This window comes from Paraburkholderia kirstenboschensis, from assembly GCF_904848585.1.
Taxonomy (GTDB): Bacteria; Pseudomonadota; Gammaproteobacteria; order Burkholderiales; family Burkholderiaceae; genus Paraburkholderia; species Paraburkholderia kirstenboschensis.
Map to the genome: position 1 here is coordinate 790,613 of NZ_CAJHCR010000001.1, position 22,172 is coordinate 812,784.

Genomic DNA, 22,172 nt, shown 5'->3' on the forward strand with positions numbered 1-22,172 from the left:
CGAGCGCGGCGCGCATCGACAAAGCGTCGCACCATCGCGGATAATCGCCAGCGGCGCGGGCCGCCCGCGGGGTGAAGGCGTGCCGCATTGGCCACCATCGACCCGCATGCAACCGCATCGACCCGCATTCAATCGCATTCAATCGCATTCATTCGAGGAACAGCCGATGGGCAAGGGACGCATCGAAGCCTTCAGCGATGGCGTGATCGCCATCATCATCACGATCATGGTGCTCGAAATCAAGGTACCGGAAGGCTTCGATCTCGCCGCACTGACTCCGCTCGTGCCGGTGTTCGGCGCCTATGTGCTGAGCTTCATCTACGTGGGCATTTACTGGAACAATCATCATCACATGTTCCATACGGTGCAAAGGGTCAACGGCGGCGTGCTGTGGGCCAATCTGCATCTGCTCTTCTGGCTGTCGCTGCTTCCCGCCGTCACGCATTGGGTCGGCGAGAATCATCTGGCTTCGTGGCCGACCGCCATGTACGGCGTCGTGCTGTTCATGTCGGCGATCGCGTATTTCATCCTGACGCGCACGCTGATCCGTGAGCACGGCCGCGACTCGACGCTCGCAAAAGCGGTGGGCAACGACATCAAAGGCAAAGTGTCGGTTGCGATTTATCTCTCGGGCATTGCGCTCGCGTTCGTCGCGCCGTGGATTTCGGCGGCGCTCTACGCGCTTGCTGCCGCATGGTGGCTGGTGCCGGACCGGCGCATCGAGCACGTGCTGGAAGCCTGAGCGTGCTTGCGCTGAAGCTCGCGCTCGTGCCGGCGTTTCTCGCCGCGCTGACGATCGCGGGACGCTTGTGGGGACCGTCGGTCGCGGGATGGCTCGCGGGCCTGCCGGTCGTCGCAGGACCGATCGTGCTGCTGCTCGCGCTGGAGCGCGGGCCTTCGTTCGCAGCGCAGGCGTCGGTCGCCTCCATTGCGGCGATTGCCGCGTCGGAAGCATTCAATTTGGCGTATGCATGGAGCGGCCGCCGGTCGGCGTGGCCGCTTGCGTTGGCTGCGGGCATGAGCGGGTGGCTGACAGCGGCGCTGTCGCTCACGCATCTGCGTCACTCGCTCGTCTGGGCGGTGGGCGCGGCTTGCGTGGCTGTCGCGGTTTCGCAGAGGGCCTTGCCGCGCGTGACGGGGCACGTGCCGGCCGGGCGCCTCGGTGCGGCCGACCTTGCTGTGCGCATGCTTGCCGGTGCGCTCCTGACGCTCGCAGTCACGAGCCTGTCGGCGTCGATGGGTGCGACGTGGAGCGGGCTGCTATCCGTATTTCCGTTGCTCGGCATCGTGCTCGCCGTGTCGGCGCAACGCGAACACGGCGCCGGCTTCGTTGCGTTGCTGATGCGCGGCATGGTGATAGGGCGCGGCTCGTTTGCGGCGTTCTTCGCGGTGACAGCGGCGATGTTGCCGCGCTACGGCGTGTGGCTGAGCTTTGCGTGCGCGTCGGCGATTTCTGTCGTCGCGCAGGGCGCAACGCGGTGCATGCTGGATTCGAGGCGACCGCTGCAAGCGGTGTCGCGTGAAACATCGTTGCGGCAGTCGGTGGACTGATTTCGCGGATGCTTGCGAGCGAGCGCCCACGCGCAACGAGCTTGAACGAAGCGGGCCTGAGCGCAGCGGGTCCGCGCGCAGCCAGGCTGATTGCGAGCAGGCGCGAGCTTCACGGATACTGTCTTCATGACTTCATCTTCATCTACCCGCCGCGTGCCGTCGAGCCGCATCGGCCTCATCTCCGATACGCACAACCTCGTGCGTCCAGAAGCGCTCGAATATCTCGCGGGCTGCGACGCCATCATCCACGCAGGCGACATCTGTAACGAGGCCGTGCTCGGGGCGCTCGCACAGATCGCACCGCTCACCGTCGTGCGCGGCAATAACGACATCGGCGAGTGGGCCGCGTCGCTGCCGACGCATGCGACGCTCAACGTGCAGCAGGTAGCGATTCTTGTCGTGCATGACATCGCCGACGTGCCAGCCGATCCGCGCAACGAGGGTATCGGCGTGGTGGTGACCGGCCATTCGCATAAGCCGTCGATCGGCGAGCGCGACGGCGTGCTGTTCGTCAACCCCGGCAGTGCGGGGCCGCGGCGCTTCAAGCTGCCGGTGTCGGCAGGCATTCTGACGGTCGAAGGCTCGCGCGCGCATGCGAGATTCGATCTGCTGCTCAAATGAAAACGGGCCGGCAAATCTGCCGGCCCGTCGGGTGACTACTGTCGATGTAACTGGAATGCCGCGCGGTTAGTCGGCTTCGCTAGTGCGACTACCGCAGTCAAGCCTGGTACCGCGGTCAGCGGCGACTTCCGAAGTCATCGCCCGTGTCGCGCCACCGCGGCTACCGCGGCTACCGCGCCGCAGGCAATCAGGCACGCGCCGTAGCGGTGGCTGCGTAGCGTTCGTCCATCTCTTCGGCTTCACGTTCGCCGCGCAGTACTGCGTGCGCTTCGGCGCGCGTCGCCACGCAAGGGCCCGAGCCGAGCAGCGGCTTGCGGGCGGTTTCGCGAAGCGCCACCACGGAGACGATACCGATCAGCGACGCACCCATCAGGTAGTACGCAGGCATCATCAGATTGCCGGTGCGGTCGACGAGCCATGCGGTCACCAACGGCGTCGTACCGCCGAACAGCGACACCGAGATATTGAAGCCGATGGCCAGCGCGCCGTACCGGATCTTCGTCGGGAACAGCGCCGGCAGCGCCGACGGCATCACGCCCGTGAAGCACGACAGCAGCACGCCGAGAATCATCAGGCCGGCGAACACCGGCACCAGCGTGCCCATGCGGATCAGCAGCAGGGCGGGAATCGACAGCGCGAACAGACCCACGCAGCCGAACAGCATCACCGGCTTACGGCCGATCGTGTCCGACAGACGGCCGGCTGCGAGCGTCATCGGCATCATCAGTACCATCACGAGCAGCACGATGAAAAGGCCGTGCGATTCGTTGAAGTGCAGCGTGGCCGACAGGTAGCTCGGCAGATACGAGAGCGCCATGTAGTCGGTCACGTTGAAGATCAGCACGAGGCCGACGCACAGCAGCAGCGGCTTCCATTGCTGCACGAGCAGATCGCGCAACGACTGCTTGGCCAGCGCCTTGTCTTCGGCTTCGCGTTGTTCGGCCTGCTTCTTGAACGCGGGCGTTTCTTCGAGCTTCATCCGGATATAAAGACCCACCAGGCCCAGCGGACCGGCGATCAGGAACGGCACACGCCAGCCCCACGAGAGCAGCGCGTCGTTCGACAGCGTCGCCGTCAGCACCGCTACCGTGCCCGCGCCGAGCACGTAGCCGATCAGCGTACCGAACTCAAGGAAGCTGCCCATGAAGCCGCGCCGTTTGTCCGTCGAAAATTCGGCGATGAAGGTGGCCGCGCCGCCGTATTCGCCGCCGGTCGAAAAGCCTTGCACGAGACGCGCCACGAGCAGCAGAGCCGGTGCGAGGATGCCGATCGACCCATAGCTCGGGATCAGCCCGATCGCGAACGTGCCGATCGCCATCATGATCATGGTCATTGCGAGTACGCGCTGACGGCCGATGCGGTCGCCGAGCGGCCCGAACACCATGCCGCCGACCGGGCGCACGAGAAACGCCGCGGCAAACGTGCCGAACGTGGCGATCAACTGGGCGGACGGGCTCGACGACGGGAAGAACACTTTGCCGAGCGTGACAGCGATGTAGCTGTACACGCCGAAATCGAACCATTCCATTGCGTTGCCGAGCGCCATGGCGCCGACGGCACGCTTGAGGAGAGAGTTGTCGACGACGGTGATGTCGTCGAGAGAAAGGCGCTGTTCTTGTTTCTGATGTCGCCAGAAGCCGTTGCTGGAAGCGGTCAAGGTAAAACTCCGATGACTGCGACGAAACTCATGATGCGTTCCGCCACGGTTGCTGGAAGTGCAGTTTCGCAAACGGGGCGATGGCGTTCTTGCGCCGCTAGGGGCGAAAGAATGGGCGCGCGTTGAAAGTTGAACGCGGAAAGCGCGGCAAACGCCGCAATCGCCCGTGCCTCGCGAGCCAGGTCGCGAAAAAACACTCGTCTAAATTGTGTTGACTGTTGCACCTGCGTGGCCGTGGAAGGGGGGCAGATGCATGAGGACGCGGGCGGCTGGAAGCCGGACCTACGCCACTGGAAGGCTTGAAACGAAAAAGGCCGGTGCTTTATTCGCCGCCTGAATGACCCCTGGATGACCGAAGGGCAACTTCAAACTGCGATACGACCGACAAGCCTTCTTGTATAAAAACTGTTCCATCGCGATGGACTCACGCAGTGCAGGCACATGGCGGGTCGCAAGGTCAGTGAACGCGAATGTAGGTGAATTGCTGTTGGAACGACGCACATGTTAGCACGATGACAGAGGATCGTGCAAACCCGGTTTTGCGCCCGCGGTTGGGCGAGGGCGCTCAATCCCTTGCGGGACGGGAGATTCCGGCGATCGAATCGGTCTTGAAAAGGCGCTTTCAAGGGCGCCAAAATGTACCGTTTGGAGAGTTCAGCGGCAGGCGAAGGGCGAAAAAAATCCGCGCACGAGGCGCGGATTTCGTCGCTACTGTCGCGAGTGAGGAGCACTCGATTCGCGCTCACTCAGCCGGCGGCGGCACGTAACCCTGCGCCGTATCCGCGCCTTCGCCGAAGAAGAACTTTTCGGTCTGCTTCATCAGGTACTGACGGGCACGCGGATCGGCCATGTTCAGACGGTTTTCGTTGATCAGCATGGTTTGCTGCTTCAACCAGGCCTGCCACGCTTCCTTGGAAATGCCTTCGTAGATCCGCTTGCCGAGTTCGCCCGGCAGCGGCGGGAAATCGAGGCCTTCGGCTTCCTTGCCGAGCTTCGCGCATTGAACCATACGAGTCATGCTGTGCTTCTCCTGTGTCGACCGGAGTGAGTGCTTCGGCACTTACTCCGGTCCCATAAAAAAATAATTACCGTATCGATACGAGGACGGGCGCTCGCTTTATATGGGGCCGCTCAGAGCTGTTTCATCAGCACGAGCGATTTGCGCTGCCAGTTGTACAGTCGGCGGCGGTCTTCGGGCAGGTCGTCGACCGTGACCTTGACAAAGCCGCGCTTCAGGAACCAGTGCTCGGTGCGCGTGGTGAGCACGAAAATGCGTGTGAGCCCGCGGGCCCGCGCGCGTTGCTCGATGCGCTTGAGCAGGCGCTCGCCGTCACCGGTGCCCTGCGCTTCGGGCGCGACCGTCAGGCAAGCCATTTCGCCGATGCGCTCCTGCGTGTACGGATACAACGCCGCGCAGCCGAACAGCACGCCATCGTGCTCGATCACCGAGAAATGGTCGATGTCGCGCTCGATCTGATGGCGGCCGCGCCGCACCAGCGTGCCGTCCGATTCGAGCGGCTCGATCAGCGCGAGAATGCCGCCGACGTCGTCCGGCGTGGCTTCGCGCAGACTTTCGAGATTCTCGTACGAGATCATCGTGCCCACGCCGTCGTGCAGGAACAGTTCGAGCAGCAGACTGCCGTCGAGCGCGTAAGGGATGATGTGCGCCCGCGCCACGCCGCCGCGGCACGCGCGGATCGAATGCTTCAGATAGAAGCCCGCGTCGCCGGTAACTTCGCCGCTTTCGTGCAGCTTGTAGGCGTCGTCGAGCGAGAGTTCGCGGATCAGTTCGGTGCCGTCTTCGCCGGCTTGCATGAGGCCGGGCGTTTCGGTCAGGAACACGATCTTGTCGGCACGCAACGCGATGGCGGCAGCCGAGGCGACGTCTTCCATTGCCAGATTGAACGCCTCGCCGGTGGGCGAAAAACCGAGCGGCGACAACAGCACCAGCTTGCGGCTTGCGAGCGAATGGCGGATCGAATCCGCGTCGATCTTGCGCACCACGCCTGTGTGCGCGAAGTCGACGCCGTCCAGAATGCCGACCGGGCGCGCCGTCACGAAGTTGCCCGATACGACGCTGATGTGCGCGTGCGCCATCGGCGTGTTCGGCAAGCCCTGGCTGATGGCGGCCTCGATATCCAGACGCACTTCGCCGGCGGCTTCTTTCGCGGATTCGAGCGCGCGTGCGTCGGTAATGCGCATGCCGTGCGAAAACTCCGACTCGACGCCGTGCAGACTCATCTGCTCTTCGACCTGCGGCCGGGAGCCGTGCACGAGAACGATCTGGATGCCCATGGCCTGCAGCAGCGCGATGTCGGACACGAGCGCATTCAGGAGCCCCTGATGCACCACTTCGCCGCCAAAACCGACAACAAACGTCTTGTTCCGGAACGCGTGGATATAAGGGGCGACTGAGCGCATCCAGTCGACGAATTGCGCGTGCTGTGCGAGGTTTTCCGTTGCTCCGGCGGGGGCCGGAACGCTCGCGGGCGCGGGGACGAGGTCGGTTTGGGAATTCATGCCGGGGATTATAATGCGCCCCCATGTCGAATGTACCCAAAAGTCCCGCCGCGGCGAACGAGAATGCGGCGCCGGCCGCCGATCAGGCGAACTCCGGCGACGCGAAGCGCCGCCCCGAAAAGGACGCGAACCGCGGCAACCCGGACGCGCCTCGCAAGGCGCGCGAGCCGCATCGTGCCGGCGAAGGCGCGCAGGCGTCTTCGAACGAGAAGAATCCGTCGCGCACGGTGAAGGATGTCGAGCGCGGCGAGCCGCGGGGCGAGACGCGTGACGGAGCTGAATCGCGCGAACCAGGCGAACAACGCAAACAACGCGGGCAGCGCGACCAGCGCGGGCAGCGCGACCAACGCGACCAACGCGGGCAGCGCGAGCGGCCGGAGGCTGACAAGCCATCGCGCCAGCAACCGCCTCGCGAACCGCGCGCCGCACGTGAACCGCGCGTCGTCCAGCCGAATCCCGTTCCGCCGATCACCTTCCCTGAAGCCCTGCCGGTCTCCGGCCGTCGCGACGAAATCGCCAAGGCGATCGCCGAAAACCAGGTGGTGATCGTGTCCGGTGAAACCGGCTCGGGCAAGACCACGCAGTTGCCGAAAATCTGCCTCGCGCTAGGGCGCGGCCTCGGCGCGGGCGGCTCGGGGTTGATCGGCCACACGCAGCCGCGCCGCATTGCCGCTTCGGCGACGGGCCGGCGCATCGCTGAGGAGCTTGGCACGCCTTTCGGCGAAGTGGTCGGCTACAAGGTGCGCTTCACCGACAATCTGTCGCCGGGCGCATCCGTCAAGCTGATGACGGACGGTATTCTCCTCGCCGAAACGCAGACCGATCCGCTGCTCAAAGCGTATGACACGCTGATCATCGACGAGGCGCATGAGCGCAGTCTGAACATCGACTTTTTGCTCGGCTACCTGAAGGAAATTCTGGTCAAGCGTCCCGATCTGAAGCTGATCGTGACGTCGGCGACGATCGACGCCGATCGTTTCGCGCGCCACTTCGGCAGCGAGGAAAAGCCCGCGCCGGTAATCGAAGTGAGCGGGCGGCTGTATCCAGTCGAGGTGCGCTACCGTCCGATCGACGAGGACAGCCCCGCTGTGAAAGCGGCGCAGGGTACGTCAGGCACATCGGGCGGTCCGGCGTCGCGTGACCGTGCGAAGAGTCAGCGCGAGACCGGCAAGGAGCGCGACCGCGATCTGATGGAAGCGATTGTCGACGCCGTCGACGAACTGTGCCGCGAAGGTCCCGGCGACGTGCTCGTGTTTCTGCCCGGCGAGCGTGAAATCCGCGATGCCGCCGAGGCACTGCGCAAGCATCATCCGCCGCATACGGAAATCCTGCCGCTGTTCGCGCGCCTCTCGGCGGCCGACCAGGAACGCGTGTTCCGCACCTCCAACGCGCGGCGCATCGTCCTCGCGACGAACGTGGCGGAAACGTCGCTCACGGTGCCGGGCATTCGCTATGTGGTCGATACAGGCCTCGCGCGCGTGAAGCGCTATTCGTATCGCAACAAGGTCGAGCAGTTGCAGGTCGAGCCGATCTCGCAGGCCGCCGCGAATCAGCGGGCAGGGCGCTGCGGACGGGTGGCCGACGGCATCTGCATTCGCCTGTATGACGAGAGCGATTACCAGAGCCGCGTGCGCTTTACCGATCCGGAGATTCTGCGCTCGTCGCTCGCGTCGGTAATTCTCCGCATGAAGTCGCTGCATCTGACGGCGATTGAGACGTTTCCGTTTATCGAACCGCCGCCGGGCCGCGCGATCGCCGACGGTTATCAACTGCTGAACGAACTCGGCGCCGTCGACGACGACAATCAGCTCACGCCGCTCGGCCGCGAACTCGCGCGTCTGCCGCTCGACCCGCGCGTCGGCCGGATGATTCTCGCCGCGCGCGATCAGCAATCGCTGAAGGAAGTGTTGATCATCGCGAGCGCGTTGTCGGTGCAAGATCCGCGCGACCGGCCGATCGAGGCGCAGGAACAGGCCGACCAGGCGCATCGCCGGTTTGCCGACGAACGCTCGGAATTCCTGCAGTGGCTCAAAATCTGGAACTGGTTCGAAGAAGCGATCGCGCACAAGAAATCGAACAAGCAGTTGCACGAGGAATGCCGGAAGAACTTCCTGTCGCAATTGCGTCTGCGCGAATGGCGCGACGTTCATTCGCAACTGCTGACGGTGGTGCGTGAACACGGCTGGCGTCTGAACGAAGCTGAAGCGACTTTCGAGCAGATCCATCTGGCGCTGCTCACGGGCCTCTTGGGCAACATCGGACTGAAAGCCGACGACGAGCCGTACTACCTCGGCGCACGCGGCATCAAGTTTTATTTGTGGCCGGGCTCCGCGCTCGTCAAGAAAGCGGGCAAGTGGGTAATGGCCGCGGAACTCGTCGAGACGAGCCGTTTGTACGCGCGCTGCATTGCGAAGATCGAGCCCGAGTGGATCGAAAAAATCGGCGCGCATTTGCTGAAGAAGTCGCTTTCAGAACCGCATTGGGAGAAGCGCGCGGCGCAGGTGTCGGCCTTCGAGCGCGCGGTTTTGTACGGGCTGCCGATCTATCACCGGCGGCGCGTGAGCTTCGGCAAACAGGACCCTGCGCGGGCGCGCGAGCTTTTCATTCGGGGCGCGCTCGTCGAGGGCGAGTTCGACACCAAGCTTGGATTTTTCGCGCACAACCGCAAGCTGCTTGCCGACATCGAGCAACTGGAACACAAGTCGCGCCGTCAGGATGTGCTCGTCGACGACGAACTGATTTTCGCGTTCTACGACCAGGCGCTGCCCAAGGGGATTTACACCGGCGCGTCGTTCGAGCGCTGGTATCGCGATGAACTGAAGAAAAGCGGTCAGCCCGAGGACAAGCTGCGCCTGCTGTATCTGTCGCGCGACGACCTGATGCGGCACGAAGCTGCGGGGGTGACGACCGATCTGTTCCCGAAACGGATGACGATGGCGGGCGTCGAAATGGCGCTCACCTATCACTTCGAGCCGGGTTCTCCGCGCGACGGCGTCACGCTCGCCGTGCCGCTGTATGCACTCAATCAGGTCGACGCGCGGCGCTGCGAATGGCTCGTGCCCGGCATGCTGAAGGAGAAGACGCAACTGCTGCTCAAGTCGCTGCCGCAGAAGCTCCGGCGTCACTGCGTGCCGCTGCCGGAATATGCGGCCGGTTTCGTCGACCGGCATAGCGGGCCGCGTTTTGGTGCTGGCGGTTTACTCGAAGCGCTGATCGCCGATATTCGCGAGCAGAAGCAACTCATGCTGAAACAGTCGGACTTCAAGCTTGAGACTTTGCCGCCGCATCTGTTCATGAACTTCAAGGTCGTGGACGAACACGGGCGGCAACTCGCGATGGGGCGCAACCTGTCGCAGCTACGGGCAGAGCTGGGCGGCCAGGCGCAGCAGCACTTCCAGAAGATTGCATCGAGCGCGGCAGGCGCGGCGTTGGCGGACGTGGCCGGTTCGCGCACGGATGGTGCAGGAGCGGTGGGAGCGGCGGGAGCGCCGCGGACGGCGCCTGCGTCCAGCGGTCCGGCACAGCGAGGGAAGGGTGCGGCTGCGCCGGCGCCGCAGACGCCGTTGCAAGGCAGCGCGGGCGGCACGGCGCTGTATGAAAACCTCACCACCTGGAATTTCGGCAAGCTGCCCGAGTTGCTCGAAATCCGTCGCGGCGGGCAGACGTTATTCGGCTACCCGGCTCTCGTGGATCGCGGCACGCATTGTGACGTCGAGGTGTTCGATTCGCCGGATGAGGCCGCGCGTATTCACCGTGCGGGTCTGCGTCGGCTATTCGCCTTGCAACTGAAGGAGCCGATCAAGTATCTGGAGAAAAATCTGCCGGGCTTGCGCGAAATGGCGATGCAGTTCATGACGCGGGGTACGCAGGAAGAGTTGCGCGATCAATTAATCGACACCGCGCTCGATCGCGCCTGCCTGCAGGATCCGCTGCCCGACGACGACGTCAGTTTCCATACGCGCCGCGATGAAGGGCGTAGCCGGCTGACGTTGCTGGCGCAGGAGATTGCGCGACTGGTTGGGCAGATTCTCGGCGAATACGCGTCGGTACTGAAGAAGCTGGCGCAGGCGAAGTCGTTCACGGCTGCGCACGCCGATATGCAGAACCAGCTCGACGCGCTAATCGGCAAGCGATTCGTGGTAGACACCCCGTACTCGCAGCTCACGCATTTTCCGCGTTATCTGAAGGGTATCGCTTTGCGGATCGACAAACTGAAGGCTGATCCTGCGCGCGACGCACGGCAGTTCGCCGAATTCCAGCCGCTGCTGCAGAATTATCAGCGCGCGGTTGCGCAGCGCGGGGGCGTGCCCGATGCACGTCTGTCCGAGTTCCGCTGGCTGCTCGAGGAGCTGCGCGTTTCGCTGTTCGCCCAGGAGTTGCGCACGCCGATGCCTGTGTCGGTCAAGCGGCTTCACAAGGTGTGGGATTCGATGCAGCGGTGAGTCTCGCGCAAGCCGGGGCGCGCGAATGCCCGGGCTGGGGCTCGGGCGTTTGGCTCGTCCGCGCATGCCGGTTCAGCTGGTTGTCGCAAGATGTGCTTGGCTACGGGGCCCGGGCTTCCAACGCTTTCCCCGCTTTTCGCCGCGCTGGGTCAAAAAGGCGCGCGACACCCGTTCCATGTGGGGGACGGGTGTCACGCGCGAACATGCGCAGGCCGGCGTCGGACCTGCGCCTACCTGCTGACTCCATATATTTGGCACCGTGATGCAGACGCAGCGCCGGACTGGACTGCAGTGCGCCAGTCCGGCTGCACTCGATTACCAGTGCATACCCGCGCCGACCGATGCGCCGAACTGGCCGCGCGAGTCCGTGCTGCCTTGCAGCTTGTAGACCCACTTGCCCGTTTCCGACAACTGCGACACGCCGATGGCAAGCGCTGACTGGCCGCCATAGGTGCCGCCGGCCACCGCGACCATGCCGTGACCGGGCAGCACGGCTTGAGGCAGTCCGACCATGGCCAGGGCAGATGCGGTGCCGCCGTACGAATCGCGTCGTGCCGAGCGGATCTGGTCGTCGGTGTAGTTGCGCGCCTCGCCGACCGCGCCGCGCGCGCTCTGCTGCAACTGATTGACGTTGACTGCGTCCGTGCCTTGCACGCCAGCTGCAACATTGGCGATCTGGCGCTCCTGACCCGCGGCGCCGACGGATACCGTATTCGCGCGATCGGCGACCGAGCCTTGGCCCAAGGCGACGGAATTCGTGCCGCTAGCGGTGGCGGCCGCGCCGAGCGCAGTCGCGTTGTTGCCGCTTGCGGTGGAATTCGCGCCGATTGCGCTGGCGTTCGCGCCGGTGGCCTGGGCGTTCGCGCCGCCTGCGACCGAGTGCACGCCCGACGACACGGCACCTTCGGTGTCGCGATTGCCTTCGCCGCTGAAGAAAGGATTCGCTGCGTTGACCACGGCGTTGTTGACGGCGCCGGTGATCGCCGCGTTCAGTTGACCGACGTTGACGGCATCTGAAGCGTCGACGCCTGCGGCGACGTTGTGGATGGTGGTGCCGCCGCTAGCTGCATCGCCACCCAGCGTGACGCTGTTTTTGTCGACGTTGCCATTGGCGTCCTGGTCGTACATCACCGCACCGTCGAGTTTCGCGGCGTTGGCGGCGCCCTGGTCGCTTACGGCTTTCAACTGTGCGACGTTGACGGCGTCGGTGTCGGCTGTGCCGGCTGCGACGTTCGTGATCTGCCGTTGGTTGCCGGCCGAGCCGACCGAGACCGTTCCAGCGCGATCGGCGATGGAGCCTTGACCGAGCGCGACCGAGTTGGCGGCGACGGCGCTTGCCTGATAACCGAGCGCGACGGAGTTGAGCGCTACCGCGCTTGCCTGATGGCCGAGGGCAACGGAATTGAGCCCCGCTGCGCTCGCCTGATAGCCGAGAGCGGTGGAGCCGTCGCTAGAAGCACTGGCCAAGCCGCCGACCGCAGTACTGAAATTGCCCTGCGCCTGGGAGCTGGTGCCGGCGGCGAAGCTGGCCTGGCCCGCGGCAAGTGCCGAGCTGCCGATGGCGACCGCATTGGAGCCGGTCGCCGATGCGTCGTCGGTACCGTCGTTCAGGCCGTTGCCGTTTGCCTTGAAGTAGCGTGAGGCGTTCGCGCTGACGGCTTGCAACTGGCTGAGGTTGACGGCGTCGGTTGCCTCGGTGCCGGCCGCGACGTTCGTGATCTGCCGTTCGTTGCCGGCCGAGCCGACCGAGACGGTTCCGGCGCGATCGGCGTTGGAGCCTTGACCGAGCGCAACGGAATTGGCGGCGACGGCGCTAGCCTGATAACCGAGTGCCACGGAGTTGAGCGCTAACGCGCTTGCCTGATAGCCGAGGGCAACGGAATTGAGCCCCGCTGCGCTCGCCTGATAGCCGAGAGCAGTGGAGCCGTCGCCTGACGCAGTGGCAAAGCCCCCAACCGCGGTGCTGAAATTGCCCTGCGCCTGGGAGCTGATGCCGGCGGCAAAGCTGGCCTGGGCCGCGGCAAGTGCCGAGCTGCCGATGGCGACCGCATTGGAGCCGGTCGCCGATGCGTCGTCGGTGCCGTCGTTCAGGCCGTTGCCGTTTGCCTTGAAGTAGCGCGAGGCGCTTGCGGTAGCGGCTTGCAGCTGGCTGACGTTGACGGCGTCGGTTGCGTCCGCTCCGGCCGCGACATGCGTCAGGCGGCGCTCGTTGTCTTGAGAGCCGATTGATACTTCGCCCTTTGCGACCATAGCCGCAATTGTCCTGGGATCGGCGCCAGCCGGTACATATCCGGGTTTGCTGAGGTCCGCTCCCGTGGTGGACTGAGCGCCGAGTGCGACGCTGTTGTCAGTGGAGGCCGCGGCGCTGTAACCGATCGCGACCGAGTTCGAGCCCGTAGCGGAAGCGACATAGCCAAGCGCCGTGGAGTTTCCGCCTGCGGCCGTAGCCGAGGGACCACCGGCAAATGCGTTATTGCCTGACGCCGTAGCCGCATAGCCAAGCGCGACAGTGCGGAATGCGCTGGACGTCGCGCCATAGCCAACGGCGGTCGACTGCGTTCCGGTAGCGGTCGCAACGCTGCCTAACGCGGTGCTGCCGTCCTTGTCTGCGAGCGCTCCTGACCCGGCCGCGATAGAGTCGGTACCGTTTGCAGTTGCCAGCAGTCCTGTAGCAACCGCGCGAGCACCAACTGCAACGGATGCCGTCCCTGTTGCAACCGAATCGGAGCCCGACGCCACGGCGCCCGCTCCGGTCGCAATCGACCGGAAGCCGTTTGCAACCGCACCCACGCCCAGGGCGGTGGAACCGTCGGCTAAAGCAGCGGAACCCGCACCTTGTGCGATTGAATTCGTGCCAGAGGCTCGTGCCGTCAGGCCGACTGCAATCGAATTGTCTCCCGCCGCGGCCGCGCCCGCACCTTCAGCAATGGAACTCGCACCCGATGCGGTCGCGGTCACTCCCAGCGCAACGGAGTTGTCCCCGGCGGCGTTGGCGCCAGGGCCCGCCTGAGTGGAATTGGCGCCTGCTGCCATCGCGTTCGCCCCACCCAATATCGTAGCCGCCGCGGCTACCGCCAGTGCAACCAGCTTCCTGCGCGTAGAACCGCGCTTTGTTTTCGCCGTCGAGGTTTCGGGCGTCGCTACCCACGTTGCCGTCGCTTCGCACCAGATTGATTGATGGATTTTATTCACTTGTCTTGAAACTCCGCGCTGTTGTTTCGTGGCCGGAGTGGACGAGATAATCAGAGAAGGCGTCATCGCCCATTAATCAGATCGCGCGCAAAAATGTCGGCTATAAATGCAAAGCCTGTTGCTGCCATTATTTGACTATTGCTTGTCGTGTGGTTGCCCACGCCCGGATTATCTGCGTCACACTCGAAACGCCCACGGGATTGAGGGTTGGACGATGAGCACGCGAGATTGTCAGAGCGCGCTATGAACGGCGGAAATAAGCGAAATCCGAAAATATGCAAAACAAATTCGGCCGTCTTAAATGCATGAATTAATCTCGTCATAAACCAGAATAGAACAGAGAATAATCGCGGTCATTCCTAATTCGGATAATTCTTGATGCGGATTTTCTTATTGTTATCCCGCTTAAATGAGACTGACTTTATGGCGCCGCTGTCGCCATTACGAAGCAGATTCCAGAGTTCAACAAGCTTCCCATCCGGCCCTTCATTTTCCGTGCGCGGCAACCCGATCTGCGTCAACCGCACGCCGGGGCAAACGTTCTACAATGATGGTTGTTCTCCGAAGTGAGTTTTCATGCGTAAATTTTTTCTTCCTGGCGTGACAGCCACGTTCGCCGCGGGCTTGGCTCTCGTAGCCGCCACAGGCTTTGTTTCTCCGGCGGCCCATGCCAACAACGTGATCGTGCTGAATTCCGCCGAAGCCACGCTGAGCCTTATCGACGAGACGACCCGCCAGGTTATCGGCACAGTACCGACCGGCAAGGAACCGCATCACCTGATGGTGACGCCGGACAACTCGTCGTTGATTGTGGCGAACTCGGTGTCGAACAACCTGATGTTCGTGGACCCCAAGTCGGGGCAGGTGCAGCGCTGGGTCGAAAACATAGAAGACCCGTACCAGATCGGCTTTTCGCCTGATCGCAAGTGGCTCGTCACCACCGGTCTGCGCCTCGACCGCCTTGATATCTATCACTACGACGGCCAGAAGAACCAGATGACGCTCGCGTCGCGTCTGCCGCTTGCGGTCATGCCAAGCCACATGGCTTTCACGAACGACAGCAAAACGGTGTTCGTTACGCTGCAGGTCTCCGGCGAACTCGCCGCGATCGATCTGGCCACGCAAACCGTCAAGTGGAAGATGAAGGTCGGCAAGGTCCCCGCAGGGCTCTGGATGACGCCGGGCGAGAAGTATCTGCTCGTCGGCATGACCGGCGCCGACTACGTGGCCGTGGTCGACTGGCACACGCAGAAGGTCGTCAAGACCATTCACACGGGCAACGGCGCGCACAACTTCCGCTCGCTCGCCGACGGCAAGCACGTCGCGGTGTCCAACCGGGTGGCAAGCACGATCAGCATCATCGACGAAGATTCGCTCACCAATGTCGGCGACATCACCGGTTTGTTGCCTGGTCCAGACGACATGGAACTTTCCGCCGACAAACGGTATCTGTGGGTAACGTTCCGCTTCGCGAAGCACGTCGGCATCATCGACCTGAACACGCGCAAGCTGATTCAGACCATTGCGGTGGGCCGTTCGCCGCATGGCATCTATTTCTTTAATCGTGCGCCGGTTACGGCGCCGAATGGCGCGTGATAATGCAGCTATCCATGCCGCTTCTGAGCGAGCCGCAACGATCGAAGTAACCCGACCAGCGCCATGTTCCATCTGATTTCGTCCTCTCTCGACAGCTTCGTCTCCGCGTTGCAGACGTTGCTGTACGTCGACGTGGTGCAGCCGCTGCTGTTCCACTTCAATCTGATGGACTACGACGAAGACACGTACGACAGCCTGTACTGGGTGATCGTGGGCGTCCTCGAAGTGCTGGCCATGTACGCGATTTTGCGGCCGCTGGAAGCGCTGCGTCCGGTCGAGCAGTGGGAGAACCGCAAGGCGGTGCGCGTCGACGTGATCTACACGTGGATCGCCAAGCTGGGCATTCTCAACCTGTTCTTCTTTTTTGCGCTGCAGCCGTTTTTCGACCATGTCCAGGCGTGGCTGCGCCTGCATGACATCTCGAACATCGAGTTCGACAATCTGTGGCCGGGCGTGACTACGCAGCCGCTCGTCACTTTTGTCATGTACCTTCTGGTGCTCGATTTCGCCGGTTACTGGTATCACCGCTGGCAGCACCGCATTGGCGTCTGGTGGGAGTTGCATGCGGTGCATCACAGCCAGCAGCAAATGTCGCTGTGGGCCGACGACCGCAACCATCTGCTCGACGATCTGCTGCAGGCGTCGTTCTTCGCGGTAATCGCGCTCGTGATCGGCGTGCCGCCGTCGCAATTCGTCGTGCTGGTCGCTATCACGAACCTCGCGCAAAGCGTGCAGCACGCCAACATTCGCCTGTATTTCGGCTGGCTCGGAGAGCGTCTGCTGGTCAGCCCGACATTTCATCGGCGCCATCATGCGATCGGCTACGGTCACGAAGGTCTGAAATACGGCTGCAACTTCGGCGTGCTGTTTCCGTGGTGGGACATACTGTTTCGGAGCGTCTCGTGGAGCCGCGAGATGGAGCCGACCGGAATCAGTGATCAACTCCAGGGCCGCGGCTACGGCGAAGGCTTCTGGGCGCAGCACTGGCTCGCCTTCGCGCGCATCGGCCGGCGTCTGTCGGCACGGCGGCGCAATCAGGGCGGCGCGACCGCGGTCTGAGCCTGCCGCTTAGTTTCTTCGCACGCCGCCGGTTTCCCCGGCGGCGCGTCACGTGGTTTATGCTGTCCACGTTCGCGCGCACGGTCTTCATTCAGTAACCGGCGCGCCGCTTCCTTAATTCCATCGTTGCACTCACCGGCACTGGCTCGCATGAATGATCTGTTGCGCTCGTTCGGGCGCGCGCTCGCAAGCGCGCTCCACCCGCGCATGCTCTGGTTGACCTTCCTGCCGTTCCTCGCGGCAACAGTCGGGTGGGGCGTGATCCTGTGGTTCTCGTGGCAAACGCTGATCGGCGCGACACGCGGCTGGCTTGAAAGCTGGTCGTTTACCGTCACGCTCTACCATCTGTTCGACTCGCTTGGCTTTTCCGGACTGCACGCGGCCATCGCGCCGTTCCTCGTGATTGCAATGACGATTCCGCTGATCGTCGTCACGGTATTGCTGTTGATCGCCACACTGTCGATGCCGGCCGTGATCCGCTTCCTGTCGACGCGCCAGTTCCCGAGCCTCGAAATGCGCCGCGGCGGAACGTGGTACGGCAGCCTCGGCCAAGCGCTCTGGACGACGCTGGTATGTCTCGTGCTGCTGATCGTCACGCTGCCACTGTGGCTCGTGCCACCGTTTTTCGCGTTGATTCCGCCGCTGCTGTGGGGCTGGCTGACCTATCGCGTGATGACCTACGACGCGCTCGCGCTGCACGCCAGCCGCGACGAACGGCGTGCGCTGGTGCGGCGTTTCCGCTTGCCGCTGCTGCTGATCGGCGTCGCGAGCGGTTTGCTGGGTTCGTTGCCGACGCTGTTGTGGGCGTCGTCGGTGTGGCTCATCGTGTTGTTCCCGGTCATCACCGCGGTGACGATCTGGATCTATGCATTCATCCTCGTATTTTCGGCGCTGTGGTTCGGCTACTACTGTTTGCGGGCGCTGCAACGCATGCGCGCGGACGAGGCAGGGGGCGTGCGGCAAACTGCACCGGTTCCTTATTGATCAACAAACGAGATAACCAAAGAGGCGGCAATGGCATTTGGCGTCATCATCATCGGCGATGAAATTCTGTCGGGCAGGCGCGTCGACAAGCATTTGCCGAAAGTCATCGAACTGCTGGGCGCGCGTGGCTTGTCGCTTGGCTGGGCGGAGTATATCGGCGACGACCCGCACCGTATCACCGCAACGCTGCGGCGCACTTTCAGCTCCGGCGATATCGTGTTTTCGACGGGCGGCATCGGCGCGACGCCGGACGACCATACGCGTCAATGCGCGGCTGCGGCGCTCGGCGTGCCGCTGGAATTGCATCCGCAAGCGCAGAAGCTGATTCAGGAGCGCATTCGCGACATGTATCCGGCCACCGCAGCGACGCCGCTCGACCTGAACTCGCCCGAGAACCTGCATCGTCTGAATATGGGCACGTATCCGCAAGGCGCAGAGATTATTCCGAACGGCTACAACAAGATTCCGGGCTTCTCGATCCGCGAGCATTATTTCGTGCCGGGCTTTCCGGTCATGGCCTGGCCGATGATCGAATGGGTGCTGGATACCCACTACGCGCACCTGCATCACGCCATGCCGCACGCGGAAAAGTCGTTGCTGGTGTTCGAGCTGCCCGAGTCTCGCGTAACGCCGCTAATGGAAAAGATCGAACACGATTTTCCTGGCGTGCGCGTGTTCAGTCTGCCGAGCGTGGGCGACGCCGAACGCGGCGGCGTGTATGCGCGTCATCACATCGACCTCGGCGTGAAGGGGGAGCCGGAGGCGGTTGCAGCGGCGTTCGTGAAGCTGCGTGAAGGCGTGCACCTGCTAGGCGGCGACATCGTCGAGCACGAGGCGGCAGCGGCGAAGCCCCGCGCCTGAGCTTCGCCTGTGCGCTAATGCGGGTTTTTTTCGACCGCGTGTGCCGCGCGGCTTCGCCAGGGCGGTATGCAACCGCCTTTAAGCGCCGATCCACGGCAAGCCGCGAAAACACCAGCCAGAGACGGTCTTGCGGTGGCCCTGGCCGTCCTTGTCGCCTTCAAAGCCTTCCAGCAGATCGTAGGCCTTCGTGAAGCCGGCCTGCGCTGCGGCGATGGCAGCGAGCTTCGAACGCGCGGCGCTGCGGCACAGGAACAGCACCGGCGTATCGGGCGACGCAACGTCGCTCAACTGGTGCAGGAATTCCTGATTCGGCACGGCGCCCGGATAGCGCGTCCATTCGACATGCGCATACTGGCCGTCGCCGATCACCGGCCGGCCAACCCAGTCGAGTTCCGCACGCGTGCGCACATCCACGAGACGCGTGCGCGGATCGAGTTGCAGCAGTTCGAACGCCTCGGCCGGCGAGAGCGCGCCAGCGTAAGGCAACTGGTTTTCGGTGCGGCGTTTGTCCGCCTGCGAGTACAGCTGTTCTAGTGTGCTCATGAGCCAGTCTCCTTGACCAAAAGACCATTCTAGCGCGGCCTCCGGGGCTAGCGCGGCGTCCAGATGCTGCCTGTCTCGCCGTAGTGCGCGGTCGACTTGAATGCCCTTAAGTGGTGCAAAATACTCCAAATGCACCAAAATAAACCGGCGCGGCTAATGTCTGCGGATAAATGCCTCAATTAGGTGCTTCGAGCCACTCCGCGATTTCAGGGTCGCATGTCATGCGGTGCGCGAATTCCCCGGCAACGCGCGCGTCCCATGGCTTCGCGCCTTGTTGGAGCATACATGGCACAGTTGCTGCTTTAATGGGCCCGATCGATCTGCCGCGGCTGATTTTCACATTCACTCTTCATCATTGAGGGGTGGACGCGCCGGGACGGGTCAGCTAGATTGGGCGGCGGCTGAAATCCGCCGAATTCGTTAATCAGGAGATAGGTTATGAGTAAATCCGTGGCCGACGTCGTTCAACTCGTCAAAGACGAAGACGTCAAGTTTGTCGACTTCCGTTTCACCGACACGCGCGGCAAAGAGCAACACGTTTCGGTGCCGGTGTCGGCATTCGATGAAGACAAGTTCGAAAGCGGCCATGCGTTTGACGGTTCGTCGATTGCCGGTTGGAAGGGCATTGAAGCATCGGATATGTTGCTGATCCCGGACGCGAACACCGCCTTCATCGACCCGTTCTACGAAGAGTCCACGCTCGTGCTGACCTGCGACGTCGTCGAACCGGCGGACGGCAAGGGCTACGAGCGCGACCCGCGCTCGCTCGCCAAGCGCGCTGAAGCCTATCTGAAGAGCTCGGGCCTGGGCGACACGGCCTTCTTCGGTCCGGAACCGGAATTCTTCATTTTCGACTCGGTCCAGTGGAATACGGATCAGTCGGGCTGCTTCGTCAAGATCGGCTCGGAAGAAGCACCGTGGTCGTCGTCGAAGGAATTCGAAGGCGGCAACACCGGCCACCGTCCGGGCACGAAGGGCGGCTACTTCCCGGTCGCTCCGGTCGACACGTTCCAGGACATCCGTTCGGAAATGTGTCTGCTGCTCGAACAGATCGGCATTCCGGTCGAAGTGCATCACCACGAAGTCGCGGGCCAGGGCCAGAACGAAATCGGCACCAAGTTCTCGACGCTGGTGCAACGCGCCGACTGGCTGCAGCAGATGAAGTACATCATCCAGAACGTCGCGCACACGTACGGCAAGACGGCAACGTTCATGCCGAAGCCGATCGTCGGCGATAACGGTTCGGGCATGCACGTTCACCAGTCGATCTGGAAGGACGGTCAGAACCTGTTTGCGGGCAACGGCTATGCAGGCCTGTCGGAATTCGCGCTGTTCTACATCGGCGGCATCATCAAGCATGCTCGCGCGCTGAACGCGATCACGAACCCGTCGACGAACTCGTACAAGCGTCTCGTGCCGCACTTCGAAGCACCTGTGAAGCTGGCTTACTCGGCACGCAACCGTTCGGCGTCGATCCGTATTCCGCACGTATCGAACCCGAAGGGCCGCCGTATCGAAACGCGCTTCCCGGATCCGATGGCGAATCCGTACCTGTGCTTCTCCGCGCTGATGATGGCGGGTCTGGACGGCGTGCAGAACAAGATTCACCCGGGCGAAGCCGCCGACAAGAACCTGTACGACCTGCCGCCGGAAGAGGATGCAAAGATCCCGACCGTGTGCGCCGGCCTCGATCAGGCTCTGGACGCGCTGGACGCGGACCGCGAATTCCTGACGCGCGGTGGCGTGTTCACGGATTCGATGCTCGACGCGTACATCGAACTGAAGACGAACGAGCTGCAGCGTTATCGTCAGTCGGTGCACCCGATCGAGTTCGAAATGTACTACTCGCTGTAAGCGGCAATGGCGCTTCGCCCTTTGAACGGCGAAGCGCTTTGTCCGACGCTCGCGATCGGTCACGAAGGGACGGCGGCGCCGTCCCTTTTTCGTTGGACCGGGCGCAATGATTTGCCACCATCTCCTATCGGCCAGACTGCAAGATGGTTCTAAAAAATCTGATCAAGGCGCGCAAAGGGCACGAGCAGACGCTGTCGGATGACGCGCAGCTCGTCGCTTCCGGTTTGCTGCCGGGCTTCGAGGCATTGCCCACCGTCGTGCTGATACTCGAGAAGCGCACGCTGCGCGTTGCGTTTGCGAATCCGTCGGCCGAGTCGATGCTCGAGCTTTCGCGCAAACAGTTGACGCAGATGGCGTGGCCGGACATCTTCTCGAATGCGGACGAACTGGTCGCGACCATCACCTCGATCGCCGCGCACCGTTTTCACGCAACGCATCTGGACGCCGTGCTCGAGCGGCCCGGTCACGAGCCGCTGCATGTGCATGCGATCGTCGGCTTCCTGGAAAGCGCGCAAGACTACGTGTTGCTCGAACTGTTCGAGAACGAGCGCCATTTGCGCACCGACCGCGAGGAGCGCATCAACGACCTCACGGCCGTCAATAAACAGCTGATCCGCAATCTCGCGCACGAAATCAAGAATCCGCTCGGCGGCATTCGCGGCGCGGCGCAGTTACTCGAATTCGAACTGGGCGAGCGTCAGCGCGACGAATTGCGTGAGTACACGCAGGTCATCATCAAGGAATCGGATCGCTTGCAGACGCTCGTGGACCGGTTGCTCGAGCCGCACCGTCATCCGCATATCGTCGGCGACGTGAATATTCACGAAGTGTGCGAGCGCGTGCGCCAGGTGATTCTCGCGGAGTTTCCGCGCGGCCTCACCATCGAGCGAGATTACGACGTGAGCGTGCCCGACCTGCGCGGTGACAAGGAGCAACTGATCCAGGCGCTCCTCAACATTGTGCGTAACGCGGCCGAAGCATTGCGCGAACGCATTTCGCAAGGCGACGCGCGCATCGAACTGCGCACGCGTATTGCACGCAAGATTACGGTGTCGAAACGCTTATGTAAGCTGGCACTGGACTTGCATATCATCGACAACGGCCCCGGCATTCCCGAGGAAATCCGTGACCGCATCTTCTATCCGCTCGTATCGGGGCGCGAGGATGGCAGCGGTCTCGGTCTGACGCTCGCGCAGACGTTCGTGCAACAACACGACGGTCTGATCGAAGTGGAAAGCCGGCCTGGCCACACCGAGTTTCAGATTCTGCTGCCGCTCGACTGCTAACACCGC

Annotated in this window: 15 protein-coding genes; 10 read left to right on the top strand and 5 right to left on the bottom strand. The window is 63.0% G+C overall.

The window, feature by feature from the left end; translation table 11 throughout:
- Window positions 1-166: 166 nt before the first annotated feature.
- The 3 genes from JMY24_RS03640 (at window position 167) to JMY24_RS03650 (ending at window position 2,172) form a co-directional block, all read left to right on the top strand.
- The gene (locus JMY24_RS03640) at window positions 167-742 is read left to right on the top strand and encodes a TMEM175 family protein (protein ID WP_128592419.1); all 576 of its coding nucleotides are present in this window, start codon (window positions 167-169) and stop codon (window positions 740-742) included.
- 2 nt (window positions 743-744) lie between these two features.
- On the top strand, window positions 745-1,551 hold the full coding sequence (locus JMY24_RS03645) for a hypothetical protein (RefSeq protein ID WP_201701398.1): 807 nt from the start codon (window positions 745-747) through the stop codon (window positions 1,549-1,551).
- Window positions 1,552-1,677: 126 nt separating this feature from the next.
- Entirely contained in the window at window positions 1,678-2,172 is a 495-nt protein-coding gene (locus tag JMY24_RS03650) for a metallophosphoesterase family protein (RefSeq protein ID WP_128595426.1), read from the top strand.
- Between the two features lie 187 nt (window positions 2,173-2,359).
- Here JMY24_RS03650 and proP read toward each other — a convergent pair whose 3' ends face one another.
- The 3 genes from proP to argA form a co-directional block, all read right to left on the bottom strand.
- Complete coding sequence (gene proP / locus JMY24_RS03655; RefSeq protein WP_128595425.1) at window positions 2,360-3,829, bottom strand: glycine betaine/L-proline transporter ProP; 1,470 nt, start codon at window positions 3,827-3,829, stop codon at window positions 2,360-2,362.
- A gap of 742 nt (window positions 3,830-4,571) precedes the next feature.
- A complete protein-coding gene (locus JMY24_RS03660) occupies window positions 4,572-4,847 on the bottom strand; it encodes an oxidative damage protection protein (protein ID WP_027799933.1) in 276 nt (91 codons plus the stop codon).
- 113 nt (window positions 4,848-4,960) lie between these two features.
- Window positions 4,961-6,349 carry an amino-acid N-acetyltransferase gene (argA, locus tag JMY24_RS03665; protein WP_020065469.1) on the bottom strand — a complete coding sequence of 463 codons (1,389 nt, stop codon included), beginning with the start codon at window positions 6,347-6,349 and terminating at the stop codon, window positions 4,961-4,963.
- A gap of 23 nt (window positions 6,350-6,372) precedes the next feature.
- Between argA and hrpA the strand changes: the two genes are divergently transcribed.
- The gene (hrpA, locus tag JMY24_RS03670; RefSeq protein ID WP_201701399.1) at window positions 6,373-10,791 is read left to right on the top strand and encodes an ATP-dependent RNA helicase HrpA; all 4,419 of its coding nucleotides are present in this window, start codon (window positions 6,373-6,375) and stop codon (window positions 10,789-10,791) included.
- 315 nt (window positions 10,792-11,106) lie between these two features.
- Here the strand turns inward: hrpA and JMY24_RS03675 are convergent, their stop codons facing one another.
- On the bottom strand, window positions 11,107-13,983 hold the full coding sequence (locus JMY24_RS03675) for a YadA-like family protein (protein ID WP_128595421.1): 2,877 nt from the start codon (window positions 13,981-13,983) through the stop codon (window positions 11,107-11,109).
- A 576-nt stretch (window positions 13,984-14,559) separates the two neighbouring features.
- Here JMY24_RS03675 and JMY24_RS03680 point away from each other — a divergent pair.
- The 4 genes from JMY24_RS03680 (at window position 14,560) to JMY24_RS03695 (ending at window position 18,483) form a co-directional block, all read left to right on the top strand.
- Window positions 14,560-15,579 carry a YVTN family beta-propeller repeat protein gene (locus JMY24_RS03680; RefSeq protein WP_128595420.1) on the top strand — a complete coding sequence of 340 codons (1,020 nt, stop codon included), beginning with the start codon at window positions 14,560-14,562 and terminating at the stop codon, window positions 15,577-15,579.
- A gap of 63 nt (window positions 15,580-15,642) precedes the next feature.
- Window positions 15,643-16,638: a sterol desaturase family protein gene (locus JMY24_RS03685; RefSeq protein ID WP_201701400.1), complete on the top strand. Its 996-nt coding sequence runs from the start codon at window positions 15,643-15,645 to the stop codon at window positions 16,636-16,638.
- 150 nt (window positions 16,639-16,788) lie between these two features.
- Entirely contained in the window at window positions 16,789-17,622 is an 834-nt protein-coding gene (locus JMY24_RS03690) for an EI24 domain-containing protein (protein WP_128595419.1), read from the top strand.
- 30 nt (window positions 17,623-17,652) lie between these two features.
- On the top strand, window positions 17,653-18,483 hold the full coding sequence (locus tag JMY24_RS03695; RefSeq protein ID WP_128595418.1) for a competence/damage-inducible protein A: 831 nt from the start codon (window positions 17,653-17,655) through the stop codon (window positions 18,481-18,483).
- Between the two features lie 78 nt (window positions 18,484-18,561).
- Here the strand turns inward: JMY24_RS03695 and JMY24_RS03700 are convergent, their stop codons facing one another.
- Window positions 18,562-19,026 carry a rhodanese-like domain-containing protein gene (locus tag JMY24_RS03700; protein WP_020065476.1) on the bottom strand — a complete coding sequence of 155 codons (465 nt, stop codon included), beginning with the start codon at window positions 19,024-19,026 and terminating at the stop codon, window positions 18,562-18,564.
- A gap of 438 nt (window positions 19,027-19,464) precedes the next feature.
- Between JMY24_RS03700 and glnA the strand changes: the two genes are divergently transcribed.
- Window positions 19,465-20,880 carry a type I glutamate--ammonia ligase gene (gene glnA, locus JMY24_RS03705; protein ID WP_128586436.1) on the top strand — a complete coding sequence of 472 codons (1,416 nt, stop codon included), beginning with the start codon at window positions 19,465-19,467 and terminating at the stop codon, window positions 20,878-20,880.
- Between the two features lie 143 nt (window positions 20,881-21,023).
- Window positions 21,024-22,166, top strand: a complete 1,143-nt coding sequence (gene glnL / locus JMY24_RS03710) for a nitrogen regulation protein NR(II) (protein ID WP_128595417.1) — start codon at window positions 21,024-21,026, stop codon at window positions 22,164-22,166.
- The last annotated feature ends 6 nt before the right edge of the window (window positions 22,167-22,172 follow it).

Excerpts from the sequence above, each read along its gene's own strand:
- JMY24_RS03685 (WP_201701400.1), top strand. The coding sequence starts at position 15,643 with ATGTTCCATCTGATTTCGTCCTCTCTCGACAGCTTCGTCTCCGCGTTG.
- JMY24_RS03640 (WP_128592419.1), top strand. The coding sequence starts at position 167 with ATGGGCAAGGGACGCATCGAAGCCTTCAGCGATGGCGTGATCGCCATC.
- glnA (WP_128586436.1), top strand. The coding sequence starts at position 19,465 with ATGAGTAAATCCGTGGCCGACGTCGTTCAACTCGTCAAAGACGAAGAC.
- JMY24_RS03690 (WP_128595419.1), top strand. The coding sequence starts at position 16,789 with ATGAATGATCTGTTGCGCTCGTTCGGGCGCGCGCTCGCAAGCGCGCTC.
- JMY24_RS03700 (WP_020065476.1), bottom strand. The coding sequence starts at position 19,026 with ATGAGCACACTAGAACAGCTGTACTCGCAGGCGGACAAACGCCGCACC.
- JMY24_RS03680 (WP_128595420.1), top strand. The coding sequence starts at position 14,560 with ATGCGTAAATTTTTTCTTCCTGGCGTGACAGCCACGTTCGCCGCGGGC.
- argA (WP_020065469.1), bottom strand. The coding sequence starts at position 6,349 with ATGAATTCCCAAACCGACCTCGTCCCCGCGCCCGCGAGCGTTCCGGCC.
- hrpA (WP_201701399.1), top strand. The coding sequence starts at position 6,373 with ATGTCGAATGTACCCAAAAGTCCCGCCGCGGCGAACGAGAATGCGGCG.
- JMY24_RS03695 (WP_128595418.1), top strand. The coding sequence starts at position 17,653 with ATGGCATTTGGCGTCATCATCATCGGCGATGAAATTCTGTCGGGCAGG.
- glnL (WP_128595417.1), top strand. The coding sequence starts at position 21,024 with ATGGTTCTAAAAAATCTGATCAAGGCGCGCAAAGGGCACGAGCAGACG.
- JMY24_RS03650 (WP_128595426.1), top strand. The coding sequence starts at position 1,678 with ATGACTTCATCTTCATCTACCCGCCGCGTGCCGTCGAGCCGCATCGGC.
- JMY24_RS03660 (WP_027799933.1), bottom strand. The coding sequence starts at position 4,847 with ATGACTCGTATGGTTCAATGCGCGAAGCTCGGCAAGGAAGCCGAAGGC.